Raw genomic sequence first — 15,716 nt, forward strand, 5'->3', positions numbered from 1 at the left:
TGGACGTTGCCTGGTCACTCGGCAGGCGTGCGCGGTTCGGGCACCGGGCCGTGGTGGTCGGGTCGGAGCGTGAGGAGTTGCTGCGGGGGCTGAGTGATGTCGGTGTGCTGCCCTCGGTCGCGGGCAAGCTGGCTTACCTCTTCACGGGGCAGGGTGCGCAGCGGCTCGGGATGGGGCGCGAACTTGCGGCCAGTTTCCCGGTGTTCGGGTCGGCCTTCGATGAGGTGGCGGCGGCACTTGACGTGCACCTCGAGCTTCCGCTGCGCGAGGTGTTGTGGGGTGACGACCCCGCTGCCGTGGAGCAGACGGGTTGGGCGCAGCCTGGACTGTTCGCCTTCGAGGTGGCCCTGTTCCGTCTCCTGGAGTCGGCAGGACTGAAGCCCGACTTCGTGGCCGGGCACTCCATCGGCGAGCTGGCCGCAACACACGTGGCAGGTGTCCTGTCCCTGGCCGACGCGGCTCGCCTCGTCGCGGCGCGTGCTCGGTTGATGCAGGCGCTGCCTGCGGGTGGTGCGATGGCGTCCGTCCGGGCCGACGAATCCGTGGTGCGAGCCGCGCTGGTGGACGGCGTCGCGATCGCCGCCGTCAACGGACCGCGTTCGGTGGTGGTTTCCGGCGCCGAGGACGCGGTGACCGGGGTGACGGAGAAGCTACGAGGCCACCACAAAGTCACGCGCCTGCGTGTCAGCCACGCCTTCCACTCCCCGCTGATGGAACCGATGCTGGCCGACTTCGCCGAGGTGGCCTCGAAGCTGTCGTACGGCGAACCGCGCATCCCCCTGGTCTCGACCCTCACCGGCGAGCCGGCGACCGATGATCTGCGCGACCCCGGCTACTGGGTCCGCCAGGTCCGCGAGCCCGTCCGCTTCGCCGACGCCGTCGCCACGATGACGGCACAGGGAGCGACCAAGTTCGTGGAGATCGGCCCGGACACCGTCCTCGCCGCCATGGCCGAGGACATGCTTCCCGCCGAGGCCCACGCCGTGGCGACCCAGCGCCGGGACCGCGACGAGGCCCACACCCTCCTCGCCGCCCTGGGTGAACTGCACGCACGGGGCACCGACGTCGACTTCACCGCCCTCCATCCCGGACGGCATGTGGACGATCTCCCTACGTACCCCTTCCAGCGCGACCACTACTGGCTGGCGACGCCGGGAGGCACGGGTGCCGTAGGGAGCGGGCAGGGCGCGACCGGGCATCCGCTGCTCACCGCCAGGGTGGCGGTACCCGGAACGGGTCTCGTCGTGCTGACGGGGCGGCTGAACGAGGCCGAGCACGACTGGATCCACGACCACGACCTGCACGGACGGCTGCTGTTCCCGGCGGCGGGATTCGTCGAATTGGCGTTGACCGCCGGACGCGAGACGGACTGCGGCCTGCTCACCGAACTGGACGTGGAAGAACCGCTGTTCCTCGACGAGGGTCCGGTGACCGTCCATGTGGTCGTCGGTGCGGAGGACTCCGATTCCGGCGCCAGGCCGGTGAGCGTCCACAGCCGCGGCGGGGAGGACATGCCGTGGACGCGGCATGCGCACGGCACCCTGGAACCGCTGGACCTTCCACCGGCGGATGTGTTCGGCCCCTGGCCGCCGGCGGGGGCCACCCGGGTCGACGTGCGCGAGATGTACGAGGGGCTGCTGTCCGCCGGGTACGGCTACGGCCCGCTGTTCCAGGCCGTCACGGCGGCCTGGCGGCACGGCGAGGAGTCGTACGCGGAGGTCGCCCTCCCCGCCGAGGCGGACGCCGGGGACTTCGCGCTCCACCCGGCCCTGCTCGACGCGGCACTGCACCTCGACCGGGCGGTGGACGAGGTCACGCAGCCCGTGGAGTGGCGAGAGGTCTCCCTCGGGACCGCCGGTGCGCGGACGCTGCGGGTGCGGATCACACCGGGCGACGCGGGTGCCACCGTGACGGTCACCGACGACAGCGGGCGGCCGGTGCTGTCCGTCGCGCGCGTCGGCAACCGTACGATCCCCGTACCCGGCCCGGCGGAGGGGAGCGCCTCCGCCCGGACACGGCCATCCGCCGGACAGCCCGCTCCGGCGCAGGGACTGCGTGAGCGGCTGGCCGGTCTGCCGGAGGCCGGCCGCGCCGACCTCCTGCTGGAGCTCGTCCGAGGCCACGTCGCAGCGATCCTGGGGCACGGGTCGTGGCAGGACGTGGCACCGGACCGGCCGTTCCAGGACCTCGGGTTCGACTCACTGGCCGCCGTCGAGCTGCGCAAGGCGCTCAGCGCGGCCTGCGGACGCTGGCTGCCGCCCACCCTGGTCTTCGACCACCCGACCGCGCGGGACCTCGCCGGTCATCTCGGGGAGCAGCTCGCCGGAGCCACGGACCCGGCGGACCCGGTGCTGGGCGAGGTCGACCGGCTCGCGGCCCTGCTCACCCGGGCCGAGCTGGAGCCGGCCGCGGCACAGCGGGTCACGGGGCGGCTCGAAGCGCTGCTGCGCGAGTGGCGGGACGCCACCGACGAGTCGGGTCCCACGGTCACCGACACCGGCGGGGACGACCTCACGGCCGCCTCCGACGACGAACTGTTCGCCATGCTCGACAACCTGCAGAGCTGAAGGACCATGGGCAACGACGACAAGCTCCGCGAGTACCTCAGACGGGCCACGGCCGAACTCCGGCAGACCACCCGCAGGCTGCGCGACGCCGAGCAACGCCTGCACGAACCCATCGCCGTCGTCGCGACGGGCTGCCGCTTCCCCGGCGGGGTCCGCACCCCCGGGGACCTGTGGGACCTGGTCGCGTCCGGAACCGACGCGATCTCCGGGTTCCCGCGCAACCGTGGCTGGGACGTGGACGGCCTGTACGACCCCGAGCCGGCCACGCCCGGCAGGACGTACTGCGCCCAAGGCGGCTTCCTGCACGACGCCGGGGAGTTCGACGCGGACTTCTTCCGGATCAGCCCGCGCGAGGCCAGGGAGACCGACCCGCAGCAGCGGCTGCTGCTGGAGCTGTCCTGGGAACTGCTGGAACGGGCCCGCATCGACCCCACGTCGCTCAGGGGCAGCCCCACCGGCGTGTTCACCGGCCTCGTCTACCACGACTACGCCGCGCAGGGCATCGGCAGCCTGGCCAGCGTCGCCTCCGGAAGGGTCGCCTACACGCTGGGCCTCGAGGGCCCCGCCGTGACCGTGGACACCGCCTGCTCGTCCTCCCTGGTGGCCGTGCACCTGGCCGCACAGGCGCTGCGGGCGGGGGAGTGCTCCCTGGCCATCGCGGGCGGTGTCACGGTGATGGCCACGCCCGACTCGTTCGTGGGCTTCAGCCAGGACCGCGGGCTGGCTCCCGACGGCCGCTGCAAGTCGTTCTCCGCCGACGCCGACGGCACGACCTGGTCCGAGGGGGTCGGACTGCTGCTGCTGGAGCGCCTGCCGGTGGCTAGCCGGCTCGGCCACCCGGTGCTCGCCGTGCTGCGCGGCAGCGCCGTCAACCAGGACGGCGCGAGCAACGGCCTGTCGGCGCCCAACGGCCCCGCCCAGCAAAGGGTCATCGAACAGGCTTTGAAGAGTGCCCAGTTGTCCGCCGACCAGGTCGACGCCGTCGAGGCGCACGGCACCGGAACCGCCCTCGGCGACCCCATCGAGGCCCAGGCCCTGCTGGCCACCTACGGTCAGGGCCGGCCCGCCGACCGGCCGCTGTGGCTCGGCTCCGTCAAGTCCAACATCGGTCACGCCCAGGCCGCCGCCGGGGTGGGCGGCATGATCAAGATGATCGAGGCGCTGCGCCGTGAGACCCTGCCGCGCACCCTGCACCTGACGGCGCCCACCCCAGAAGTGGACTGGTCGGCGGGCCACGCACGGCTCCTCACCGAAACCCAGCCGTGGCCGCGCACCGACCGCCCCCGGCGCGCGGGCGTCTCGGCGTTCGGCCTCAGCGGCACCAACGCCCACGTCATCGTCGAAGAGGCGCCGGTCGAGGAGCCGGCCGACGTCCTCCCCCTGGGGGAGACCTCTGCCGAGGACACGGCCTCGCAAGGCCACCCCCGGGCGACCGTGCCCGCCACCGATGCCCCTGCCCCGCGGGTCGTCCCGCCGCTGGTTCCATTGCTCGTCTCCGGCCACGGCGCACCGGCCCTGCGGGCCCAGGCCGACGCCCTGCTCGACCACCTGCGCGCCCACCCCGGGCAGGCGCTGCTCGACCTGGGCCACTCCCTGGCCGTCTCCAGAGCCCACCTGGAGGACCGCGCCGCAGTGGTCGCCACCGACGAGGTGTCGGCCGCCGCCGCGCTCGCCGCGCTGGCCGACGGCGGCACCGCGGCCGGCCTGGTGCGGGGCGTGGCGCACACGGACGCCAGGACGGCGTTCCTGTTCACCGGGCAGGGCGCCCAGCACCTCGGCATGGGCCGCGAACTGCACGCGGCACACCCGGCGTTCGCCGAGGCCCTCGACACGACGCTCGCCGCGCTCGATCCCCACCTGGACCGCCCGCTGCGGGACGTGATGTGGGGCTCGGACGCCGCGCTGCTCGACCGGACCGGCTACGCCCAGCCCGCGCTGTTCGCCGTGGAAGTGGCGCTCTTCCGGCTCCTGGAGTCCTGGGGCGTACGGCCCGACCACGTCCTCGGCCACTCGGTCGGCGAGATCGCCGCGGCGCACGTGGCCGGGGTGCTCACCCTGCCCGACGCCGCCGAACTGGTCACCGCGCGCGGCCGGTCGATGCAGGCCCTGCCGTCCGGCGGCGCGATGGTGGCGGTGCAGGCGGCCGAGGACGAGGTCGCCCCCCTGCTGGACGACCGGGTCGCGGTGGCCGCCGTGAACGGTCCCTCGTCGACCGTACTGTCCGGCGCGGAGGAAGCCGTCATGGCCGTGGCGGAACGGCTCAGGGCCGCCGGGCGGCGGACCAGGCGGCTCGCCGTGTCCCACGCCTTCCACTCGGCGCTGATGGAGCCGATGCTCGACGAGTTCGCTCAGGTGGCCGCCGCACTGCGCTATGCGGCGCCCCGCATCGCGGTCGTCTCGTCCGTGACCGGCGGCCCCGTGACGGCCGAGCTGACCGACCCCGGCCATTGGGTGCGGCAGGTGCGGGCCACCGTACGGTTCGGCGCGGGTGTGCGGTGGCTGGCCGGCCGCGGCGTGACCACCTTCCTCGAACTCGGCCCCGACGCGGCACTCAGCGCCGCCGGACCCGAGAACCTCGCCGCCGACCACGACGCCGCGTTCGTCCCCACCCTGCGCCGCGACCGCCCGGAGGAGACGGAACTGGTCACCGCTGTGGCACGGGCCCACACCCGGGGCACGCCCGTGGACTGGTCCGCCTACTACGCGGGCAGCGGCGCCCGCCGGATCGACCTGCCGACCTACCGGTTCCAGCGCACCTGGTACTGGTCGGAGCCGGCCGCGCGGCCCACGGCGGCCGGCGGCCCGGCCGACGACGACTTCTGGACCGGCCTCGACCGGGCCGACCTGCCCGCGCTGGCTGCGGACCTGGGCGTCGGCGCCGAGGCACTGGCCGATGTCCTGCCCGCGCTCCGCACCGCCCGCGACACCCGGCGCGCCGAATCGACCGTGGCCGACTGGCGCTACCGGGTCGCCTGGCAGCCCTGTGCGGATCCCGCGCCCCGCCCGTTCGACGGCCCCTGGCTGCTCGCGGTGCCCGAGGCCCGCACGGACGATCCGCACGTGTCCGCGGTCGCCGCCGCGCTCGCGGCACACGCCGCCGACGTCGTGCCGTTCCCGGTCGGCCCCGACGAGGACCGAGCCGCACTGACCGCCCGGCTGCGCGAGCTCACCGGCGCGGCGGACGGGCGCGACGCACCCGCGGGAGACGGGGCGGTGCGCGGACCGGGCGCGGAGGACGGAGAAGCCGCGCCGTCCGGCGTCATCCGCGGAGTACTGTCCCTGCTGGCCCTCGCCACCGAGCCGCATCACCGGTATCCCGCACTGCCCACCGGGTACGCCGCCACGGTCACCCTCGTGCAGGCGCTCGGGGACGCCGCCGTGGCCGTCCCCCTGTGGTGCGCGACCGTCGGCGCGGTCGCCGTCCACGACATGGAACGGCCGGACCCCCGCCAGGCCATGCTGCACGGCCTGGGCACCGGCCTCGCACTGGACCTCCCGGACACCTGGGGCGGCCTGATCGACCTCCCGGCCGGCCCCGCTCCCGACGCGGACTCCGACGTACTGCGGAGGATGTGCCTGCTGCTGGCCGGGACCGGGGACGCCTCCGCGCCCGGTACCGGACCCGAGGACCACGTCGCCGTCCGCCCGGCCGGAGTGTTCGCCCGCCGTATGCTCCGGGCACCGCTCGAAGGGGCCCCGGCGAGCCCGTGGCGGTCCACCGGCACGGTACTGATCACCGGAGGCACCGGCGGACTCGGCGCCCATGTCGCCCGCCTCATGGCCGAGTCGGGCGCCGCCCACCTGCTGCTGGCCGGCCGGCGGGGCGCCCGGGCCCCGGGAGTCCGGGAACTGGCGGCCGAGTTGACCGCGATGGGCACCGAAGTCACCGTGGCCGCCTGTGACGTGTCCGACCGCGACGCACTCCGCACCCTGCTGGACGGCGTCCCGGCCCACCGCCCGCTGACCGCCGTCGTACACGCGGCCGGCGCCATGCAACGGATGGCACCACCGGCCGAACTCAGCCTCGACGAACTCGCCGACCTGGCCTCCGCCAAGGTGCGGGGCGCCGCACACCTCGACGAACTGCTCGCCGGAACACCCCTCGACGCGTTCGTGCTGTTCTCCTCGGGCGCCGCGGTATGGGGCAGCGCCGGGCAGGCGGGCTACGGCGCCGCAAACGCCTACCTCGACGCGCTCGCCGCGGATCGCCGGGCCCGGGGCCTGACGGCCACCTCGATCGCGTGGGGCTCCTGGGACGGCGGCATGGTCGACGCCGAACTCGCCGCGGGGATGCGGCGGCTCGGTGCCCCGCCCATGCGGCCCGCCCTGGCCGTCGCCGCGCTGCGCCAGGCCCTCGCACACCGCGAACACCACCTCGTGGTCGCCGACATCGACTGGACCCGCTTCGCCCCCGTCTTCACGATGGCTCGCCGGCGCCCCCTGCTCGACGCCATGCCCGAAGCGGCGGCCACCGGGACCGGCGCCGGAACCGCCGAGACGTCGTCCACCCTGGCCGACCGGCTGGCCGGACTGCCGCCCGCCCAGCAGAGCCGCGAGGTGCTCGACCTCGTCCGCACCCATGTGGCCGCCCTGCTCGGCTACGACGACCCCCAGACGCTGGAACCCGCGAAGGCATTCTCCGACCTGGGTTTCGACTCCGTGGCCGCCACCGACCTGAAGCTCAGGCTGGCCGAAGAGACCGGCCTCGACCTCCCGGCCACCCTGGTCTTCGACCACGCCACCCCGGCCGCCGTCGCCGAACACCTCGGCACGCTGCTCGCACCGCCCACCGGCGCGGCGCGGCTGCTCGGTGACCTCGACCGGCTGGAGGCCGCCGTCGCCGCACTGCCCGCCGAGGAGATCGAGCGGCACCGCGTCGCCGCCCGGCTGCGCACGCTGCTCGCGGCGGCGGAGGCGGCCGACACGGACGGCGGCCGCCTCCGTGAGGACGCCACGGCCGACGAACTCTTCGAGTTCATCGACAACCAACTCGGACTGAACGGCTGAACCCGCGCACCCGAACCGGCAGATGAGGACAGTGAGATGGCCGAGGACAAGAAGCTTCTCGACTACCTGCGACGGGTGACGGCCGACCTCGCGCAGACCAAGCAGCAACTCCAGGACGCCCGCGCCGCCGCGCACGACCCGATCGCCATCGTCTCCATGGCCTGCCGCTACCCCGGTGGAGTCCGCACCCCCGAGGCGCTGTGGGACCTCGTCGCGGACGGCGTCGACGCCGTCGGGCCACTGCCCGACGACCGGGGCTGGCCCCTGGACCGGCTGCTGTCCGCCGAGGCCGACCGGCAGGGCACCAGCTACGTCGCCGAGGGCGGATTCCTCTACGACGCCACCGGCTTCGACGCCGGCCTGTTCGGCATCTCCCCGCGCGAAGCCGTCGTCATGGACCCGCAGCAGCGGCTGATGCTGGAAGTGTCCTGGGAAGTGCTGGAACGGGCGGGCATCGCCCCCGACGCCGTACGCGGCGGGCCGATCGGCGTCTTCACCGGCTCCGGTTACCAGGACTACGGTGATCTCCTCAACGCCGCCCCCGACGCGGCCGAGGCCTACCTCGGCACCGCGGCCGCCTCAGCGGTGATCTCCGGCCGCGTCGCCTACACCCTCGGCCTTGAGGGCCCCACCCTCACCGTCGACACCGCCTGCTCCTCCTCACTCGTGGCGCTGCACCTCGCCGTACAGGCACTGCGCCGGCGCGAGTGCACGATGGCACTGGCCGGCGGCGTGATGGTGATGTGCACACCCGCGCCGTTCGTGGCCTTCAGCCGCCAGCGCGGACTGGCCCCCGACGGCCGCTGCAAGGCGTACTCCGACACCGCCGACGGCACCGGCTGGGCCGAGGGCGCCGGCGTACTGCTGCTGGAACGGCTCTCCGACGCACGGCGCAACGGCCACGACGTACTCGCCGTGATCCGGGGCAGCGCCGTCAACCAGGACGGCGCGAGCAACGGGCTCACCGCACCCAGCGGCCCGGCCCAGCAGCACGTCATCCGCCAGGCCCTGGACGACGCGCGACTGCCCGCCGCACAGGTCGACGCGGTCGAGGGACACGGCACCGGCACCACCCTGGGCGACCCCATCGAGGCGCAGGCCCTGCTGGCCACCTACGGTCAGGGCCGGACCCCCGATCAGCCGCTCTGGCTCGGCTCGCTGAAGTCGAACTTCGGCCACGCCCAGGCCGCGGCGGGCGTCGGCGGCGTCATCAAGATGGTCATGGCCCTGCGGCACGGCGTCCTGCCGCGCACCCTGCACGTGACGGAACCGTCCACTAAAGTCGACTGGACGGCCGGCGCGGTACGGCTGCTGACGGACGCCCAGCCCTGGCCGGACCGCGAACACCCCCGGCGCGCGGCCGTGTCCTCGTTCGGGGTGAGCGGCACCAACGCCCACGTCATCCTCGAAGCCGAAGCCGAAGCCGAAGCCGAAGCCGAAGCCGAAGCAGGGCCGCAGGGCGCCTCGCCCGTCTCATTGCGCGCCGAGCACGCCGCGGCCGCCGCCCACGCGTGGCCCCTCTCCGCGAACGACGGCGACGCGCTCGCTGCGGCGGCGGCACGACTGGCCGACTTCGTGACCGGCCGAGAGACCGGATCAGTAGGCCCGGTCGCCTCCGCCGACATCGCGTTCTCGCTGGCCACGACGCGCGCGGCACTCGGCCACCGCGCCGTCGTGGTCGGCGCGGACACCACCGAACTGGTCGCCGGACTCACCGCACTCGCCAGGCACCGCGAAGCGGCGAACGTCATCCAGGGCACCGCACGCACCGGCTCGCAGATCGCCTTCGTCTTCCCAGGCCAGGGCTCCCAGTGGCCCGGCATGGCCGTAGAACTGCTCGACTCCTCCGAGGAGTTCGGACGACGCCTGACCGAATGCGCCGAAGCGCTGCGCCCCTTCGTCGACTGGGACCTGCTCGACGTCCTGCGGGGCGCACCGGACGCGCCCACGCTCGACGCCGTGGACGTGGTGCAGCCGGCCCTGTGGGCCGTAATGGTCTCCCTCGCGCGTCTCTGGCGCGCACACGGCGTCGAGCCGAGCGCCGTGATCGGCCACTCGCAGGGCGAGATCGCCGCGGCCTGCGTGGCCGGCGGGCTGACTCTCGACGACGGCGCCCGCGTGGTCGCCCTGCGCAGCCGCCTCATCGCCGAGCGACTCGCCGGACTCGGCGGAATGATGTCCGTGGCCCTGTCCGCCGAGGAAGCCGAAGCCCGCCTTCGCGACCTCGACGGTCTGTCCCTCGCCGCGGTCAACGGCCCCGGCTCCGTCGTCGTCTGCGGCGAGCCCGACGCGCTGGAACGGCTCCGCGCCGACCTGACCGACTCCGGCGTCCGCGCCCGCATGATCCCGGTCGACTACGCCTCCCACTCCCACTACGTAGAAGGCATCCGCGACCGGCTCCTGGAACTCCTCGCGCCGATCCGGCCCCGCCGTGGCGAGGTGCCCTTCCACTCCACCGTGACCGGCGGCCTCCTCGACACCACCGCACTCGACGCCGAGTACTGGTACCGCAACCTGCGGCAGACCGTCCGCTTCGCCGACACCGCCCGAGCCCTGGCCGAGGCGGGCTTCGACGTGTTCGTCGAGACCAGCGCCCACCCCGTGCTCAAGCTCGCCATGGAGGAGACCTTCGCCGACGCCGGAGCGCCCGCGACCGTCACCGGCACCCTGCGCCGCGACGACGGCGGCCTCGACCGGTTCCTGTCCTCGCTCGCCGAGGCCCACGTGCACGGCGTCGCGGTCGACTGGTCCCGTACCTGCCCCGGCGGCCGCCGCACCGACCTGCCCACCTACCCCTTCCGGCACACCCGGTACTGGCTGGACGTCACGATGGACACCGGCCGCGACGTCACCGGCGCCGGTCTGCGCGCCGCCCGCCACCCGCTGCTCGGCGCCGTCGTCACCACCCCCGCGTCGGACGGGGTGATCCTCACCGGCCGACTGTCCACGGCCGCGCAGCCGTGGCTCGCCGACCACACCGTGCTCGGCACGGCCGTGTTCCCCGGCACCGGCTTCGTGGAACTGGCCGTACGGGCCGGCGACGAGACCGGCTGCCCCGTCCTGGCCGAACTGACCGTCGAGGCACCCCTCCTCCTCGACGACGCGAGCGGCACCCAGCTGCACGTCGTCGTGGGTGGCCCCGACCAGGACGGGGCACGCCCCGTACACGTCTACGCACGGGCCGAGGACGCCCCCGAACACGAACCGTGGACCCGCCACGCCACCGGCCTGCTCACCCCGGGACCGGCCACCGCCGTCGGCCCGCTCACCCCCGGACCGGCCACCGCCCCCGGCCCCTTCACCGAGTGGCCGCCCGCCGGTGCCGGCCCCGTGGACCTCGACGGCTTCTACCCCGCACTCGCCGAGACCGGACTGAGCTACGGTCCCGTCTTCCAGGGCCTGCGCGCCGTCTGGCGCGCGGGTGACGACGTGTACGCCGAGGTACGACTGCCCGACACCCTGCCAGACCCCGGCCAGGGCACCGACGACCAGGACCGCGCCTTCGGTCTGCACCCGGCCCTGCTCGACGCCGCGCTGCACGCCTGCGCCCTGACCGGCGCCGTCGCGGAGCGCGCCCTGCTGCCGTTCGCCTTCTCCGGTCTCACCCTGCACGCCTCCGGCGCCTCACACCTGCGGGTCCGGCTCACCGCGCTCCGAGGAGGCGAGATCGCGCTGGAGGCCGCCGACCCGACCGGCGCCCCGGTCGTCTCGCTCGCCTCGGTCGTCCTGCGGCCGGCACCGGACGAGTGGTCCGACGGCACGCGACCCGTCCACGACGCGCTGTACCGGCCCACGTGGACACCGGTGACCGTCGGGCCGGGCGAGCCCGTGACCACGGCCCCCTGGGACGAGGTGATCCGCGGCGAGACAGTCCGCAGTGACACCGGCCGCGGTGACGCGGTCCGGAGCGAGGCGATCCGTGACGGGGCGCCCGGCACGGGGACACCGGACGTCGTCACCCTGACCCTCGAACCCGGCAGCGACCGGGCCGCGGTGCACGCCGCCACCCACCGCGTCCTCACCGCTCTCCAGACCTGGCTGACCGACGACCGCTTCGCCGACTCGATGCTCCTCGTGCACACCCGGGGCGCGGTCGCCCTGGACGGCGAGGACGTCACCGACCTCGCCGGGGCCGCCGTATGGGGCCTCGTGCGCTCGGCGCAGTCGGAGCACCCCGGCCGGATCCTGCTGGCCGACATGGACGGCCCCCTCGCCGACCCGCTGCCCGCGATCGTCTCATCGGGAGAACCCCAACTCATCTTCCGCACCGGGCAGTTTTACGCGGCCCGGATCGCCCGGGTCCCCGCCGCGACCCCCACCGACGACGAGGAAACCAACCCTTCGTTCGCCCCGGACGCCACCGTTGCCATCACCGGGGGAGCGGGCACCCTCGGCGGACTCCTCGCCCGGCACCTGGTCACCCGGTACGGCGTACGGCACCTGCTGCTCCTGGGCCGCCGCGGCCCCGACACCCCCGGCGCCGACGAACTGCGTGCACGGCTCGTCGAACTGGGCGCCCACACCGTCACGTTCACCGCCTGCGACGCCGCCGACCGCGACGCCCTGGCCCAGGCACTCGCCGCCGTACCCGCCGACCGGCCACTGCGCGGGATCGTCCACGCGGCCGGCGTCCTCGCCGACGGCACCCTCACCACCCTGACCCCGCGGCACCTGGACGCCGTACTCCGGCCCAAGGCCGACGCGGCCCTCAACCTGCACGAACTGGTCGGCGACGTCGACATGTTCGTCCTGTTCTCCGGCGCGGCCGGCACCCTCGGCTCGCCCGGACAGGGCAACTACGCCGCCGCCAACGCGTTCCTCGACGGCCTCGCCGCCCACCGCCGGGCACAGGGCCGCCCCGCACAGTCCCTGGCCTGGGGATTCTGGGCGCAGGGCACCGGAATGACCGGCGGTCTCGGCACGGACGACCGCGCCCGCATCACCCGCAGCGGCATGATCGGCCTGTCCGACGACGAAGGGACGGCACTGTTCGACGCCGCCCTGACCCGCCCCGAACCTGTACTGCTCCCCGCCCGCTTCGACCTGGCCGCGCTGCGCGGACAGTCCGAACTACCCGCCCTCTTCCGCGGCCTCGTGCCCGGTGCCCGCCGGACCGCCGCCGCGCTGCCCACCGCGGACTCCGCCACCGACTTCCTCGCCGGCCTCCCCGAAGCCGACCGGGAACAGGCCCTGCTCGACCTCGTCCTGGAGCGTGCCGCGGTCGTCCTCGGCTTCGCCACCGCCTCCGACATCGACCCCGACCGCGCCTTCCGTGACATGGGGTTCGACTCGCTGACCGCCGTCGAGTTCCGCAACCGCCTCGGCCGGACACTCGGCCTGCGACTTCCGGTGACCCTCGCGTTCGACCACCCGTCCCCCGGCGCCCTCGCCCGCTTCCTGCTCGACGAACTCGCCGGCACGACCGTGAGGACGACCGCGGCCTCCGGGACGTCCGGCGCCGTGGCGGCCCCGGACACCGACCCCATCGCCATCGTGGCCATGAGCTGCCGCTTCCCCGGCGGAGTCGGCTCCCCCGAGGACCTGTGGCGGCTCGTCGCCGACGGAGTGGACGCCGTCTCCGCCTTCCCGGCCGACCGCGGCTGGAACGTCGACGAGCTCCACGACCCGACCGCGGAACGCCCCGGCACGAGCTACACCCGCCAGGGCGGATTCCTCCATGACGCCGCCGACTTCGACCCCGCGTTCTTCGGCATCAGCCCCAACGAAGCCCTCGCCATGGACCCCCAGCAGCGCCTGCTCCTGGAGTGCGCCTGGGAGGCGTTCGAGCGCGCCGGCATCGACCCCGCCACGCTGCGCGGCAGCGCCACCGGCGTCTTCGCCGGCCTGATGTACCACGACTACGCCGGCAACAGCGGCACCGGCGCCAACGCGTCCGGCCGGGTGTCCTACACCTTCGGCCTTGAGGGCCCGGCGGTCACCGTCGACACGGCCTGCTCGTCCTCCCTGGTGGCCCTCCACCTCGCGGCGCGCGCCCTGCGCTCCGGCGAGTGCACGCTCGCTCTGGTCGGCGGCGCCAGCGTCATGGCCACCCCCGAGATCTTCGTCGAGTTCAGCAGACAGCGCGCCCTCTCCCACGACGGCCGTTGCAAGCCCTACGCCGAGGCGGCCGACGGCACCGGAATCTCCGAGGGCGCCGGCCTGCTGCTGGTGGAGCGACTGTCCGACGCACGTCGTCTCGGACACCCGGTGCTCGCGGTGGTACGAGGCTCGGCCGTGAACCAGGACGGCGCCTCGAACGGCTTCACCGCGCCGAACGGCCCTGCGCAGCAACGGGTCATCCGGCAGGCGCTCACCTCGGCGGGGCTGTCCGGCGCGGACGTCGACGCGGTGGAGGGGCACGGCACCGGGACCGTCCTGGGCGACCCCATCGAGGCGCAGGCGCTGCTGGCCGCGTACGGCCAGGACCGCCCGGAGGACCGGCCGCTGTGGCTTGGCTCCATCAAGTCGAACATCGGGCACACCCAGGCCGCGGCGGGCGTAGCCGGGATCATGAAGATGGTGCTGGCCATGCGGCATGGGGTGCTGCCGCGTTCCCTGCACGTGGACGAGCCGTCGACACGGGTGGACTGGTCCGCCGGGGCGGTGCGGCTGCTGAGCGAGGCCCGAGAATGGAGGGCGGCGGAAGGCCGTCCGCGCCGGGCAGGTGTCTCGTCGTTCGGAATCAGCGGGACGAACGCGCACGTGATCCTGGAGGAACCGCAGACCGTCGGGTCGGCGCCCGGCGCGGACGACGTGCGGCCGGTCGCGTGGGCGGTGTCGGGCAGGACGCCCGAGGCGGTGACGGCTTACGCCGATCAGCTCAGGTCGTACCTCGCCGCGAACGAGTCACTGCGTCCGGTGGACGTGGCGCGGACGCTCGCCGCGCGCAGGCAGTTCGATCACCGGGCCGTGGTCATGGGCGCCGACCGGGAGGAACTGCTGCGGCGGCTGGCCGGTGTGGGCGTGCTGCCCAGGGTGGCGGGCAAGTTGGCGTTCCTGTTCACGGGGCAGGGTGCGCNCGAGGTCGTCTGGGGTGAGGACGCGGACGCGGTGCAGCGGACGGGCTGGGCGCAGCCTGGTCTGTTCGCCTTCGAGGTGGCCCTGTTCCGTCTCCTGGAGTCGGCAGGACTGAAGCCCGACTTCATGGCCGGGCATTCCATCGGTGAGCTGGCCGCGGCGCACGTGTCCGGTGTGCTGTCGCTGCCGGATGCGGCTCGACTGGTCGCGGCGCGCGCGAGCTTGATGCAGGCGCTGCCTGCGGGTGGTGCGATGGCGTCCGTCCGCGCCGAGGAGTCCGTCGTACGCGCGGCCCTCGTGGACGGCGTCGAGATCGCCGCCGTCAACGGCCCTCTCTCCGTGGTGATTTCGGGCGCCGAGGACGCGGTGACGGAGACGATCGAGCGTCTCCAGGACCACAAGGTCACGCGTCTGCGTGTCAGCCACGCGTTCCANGTGGTGATTTCGGGCGCCGAGGACGCGGTGACGGAGACGATCGAGCGTCTCCAGGACCACAAGGTCACGCGTCTGCGTGTCAGCCACGCGTTCCACTCCCCGCTGATGAACCCGATGCTGGCCGACTTCCACGAGGTCGCCGCCCAACTGTCCTACGCCATCCCGCGCATCCCGCTGATCTCGACCCTCACCGGCCGGCCGGCCACCGACGACCTGCGTCAGCCGCACTACTGGGTCCGCCAGGTGCGGGAGCCCGTCCGCTTCGCCGACGCCCTCACCACCCTCTCCGGTCAAGGCGCGACCAAGTTCCTCGAACTCGGCCCGGACACCGTCCTGGCCGCCATGGCCGAGGACACCCTCCCCGCCGAGGCATACGCCGTGGCGAGTCAGCGCCGGGACCGGGAGGAGTCGTACTCGCTCCTGACCGCTCTGGGCGAGCTGCACNTCCCCGCCGAGGCATACGCCGTGGCGAGTCAGCGCCGGGACCGGGAGGAGTCGTACTCGCTCCTGACCGCTCTGGGCGAGCTGCACGCACGCGGCACCGACGTCGACTTCACCGCCCTCCACCCGGGATGGCATGTCGACGACCTCCCGACCCACCCCTTCCAGCGTGCGCGCTACTGGGCCGACACCCGGGAGTACTGGTCCAACGCCTGGGCGGGGGCGGGCGGCGGGGACGTGGTGTCGGCG

General features: G+C 74.1%; 3 protein-coding genes. All 3 read left to right on the forward strand.

The genetic code is table 11. The features are described 5' to 3' along the window. Positions 1 to 2,567 (forward strand): acyltransferase domain-containing protein (locus V7E45_RS31290; RefSeq protein WP_333777597.1); only part of this gene is annotated, 2,567 nt, incomplete at its 5' end. Positions 2,568 to 2,573: 6 nt separating this feature from the next. Beyond that, positions 2,574 to 7,574 carry a type I polyketide synthase gene (locus tag V7E45_RS31295; RefSeq protein WP_333777599.1) on the forward strand — a complete coding sequence of 1,667 codons (5,001 nt, stop codon included), beginning with the start codon at positions 2,574 to 2,576 and terminating at the stop codon, positions 7,572 to 7,574. A gap of 75 nt (positions 7,575 to 7,649) precedes the next feature. Next, on the forward strand, positions 7,650 to 15,716 hold an 8,067-nt coding region (locus V7E45_RS31300), incomplete at its 3' end, for a type I polyketide synthase (RefSeq protein ID WP_443056299.1).

The sequence above is a fragment of the Streptomyces sp. IBSBF 3136 genome (assembly GCF_036815105.1).
Taxonomy (GTDB): Bacteria; Actinomycetota; Actinomycetes; order Streptomycetales; family Streptomycetaceae; genus Streptomyces.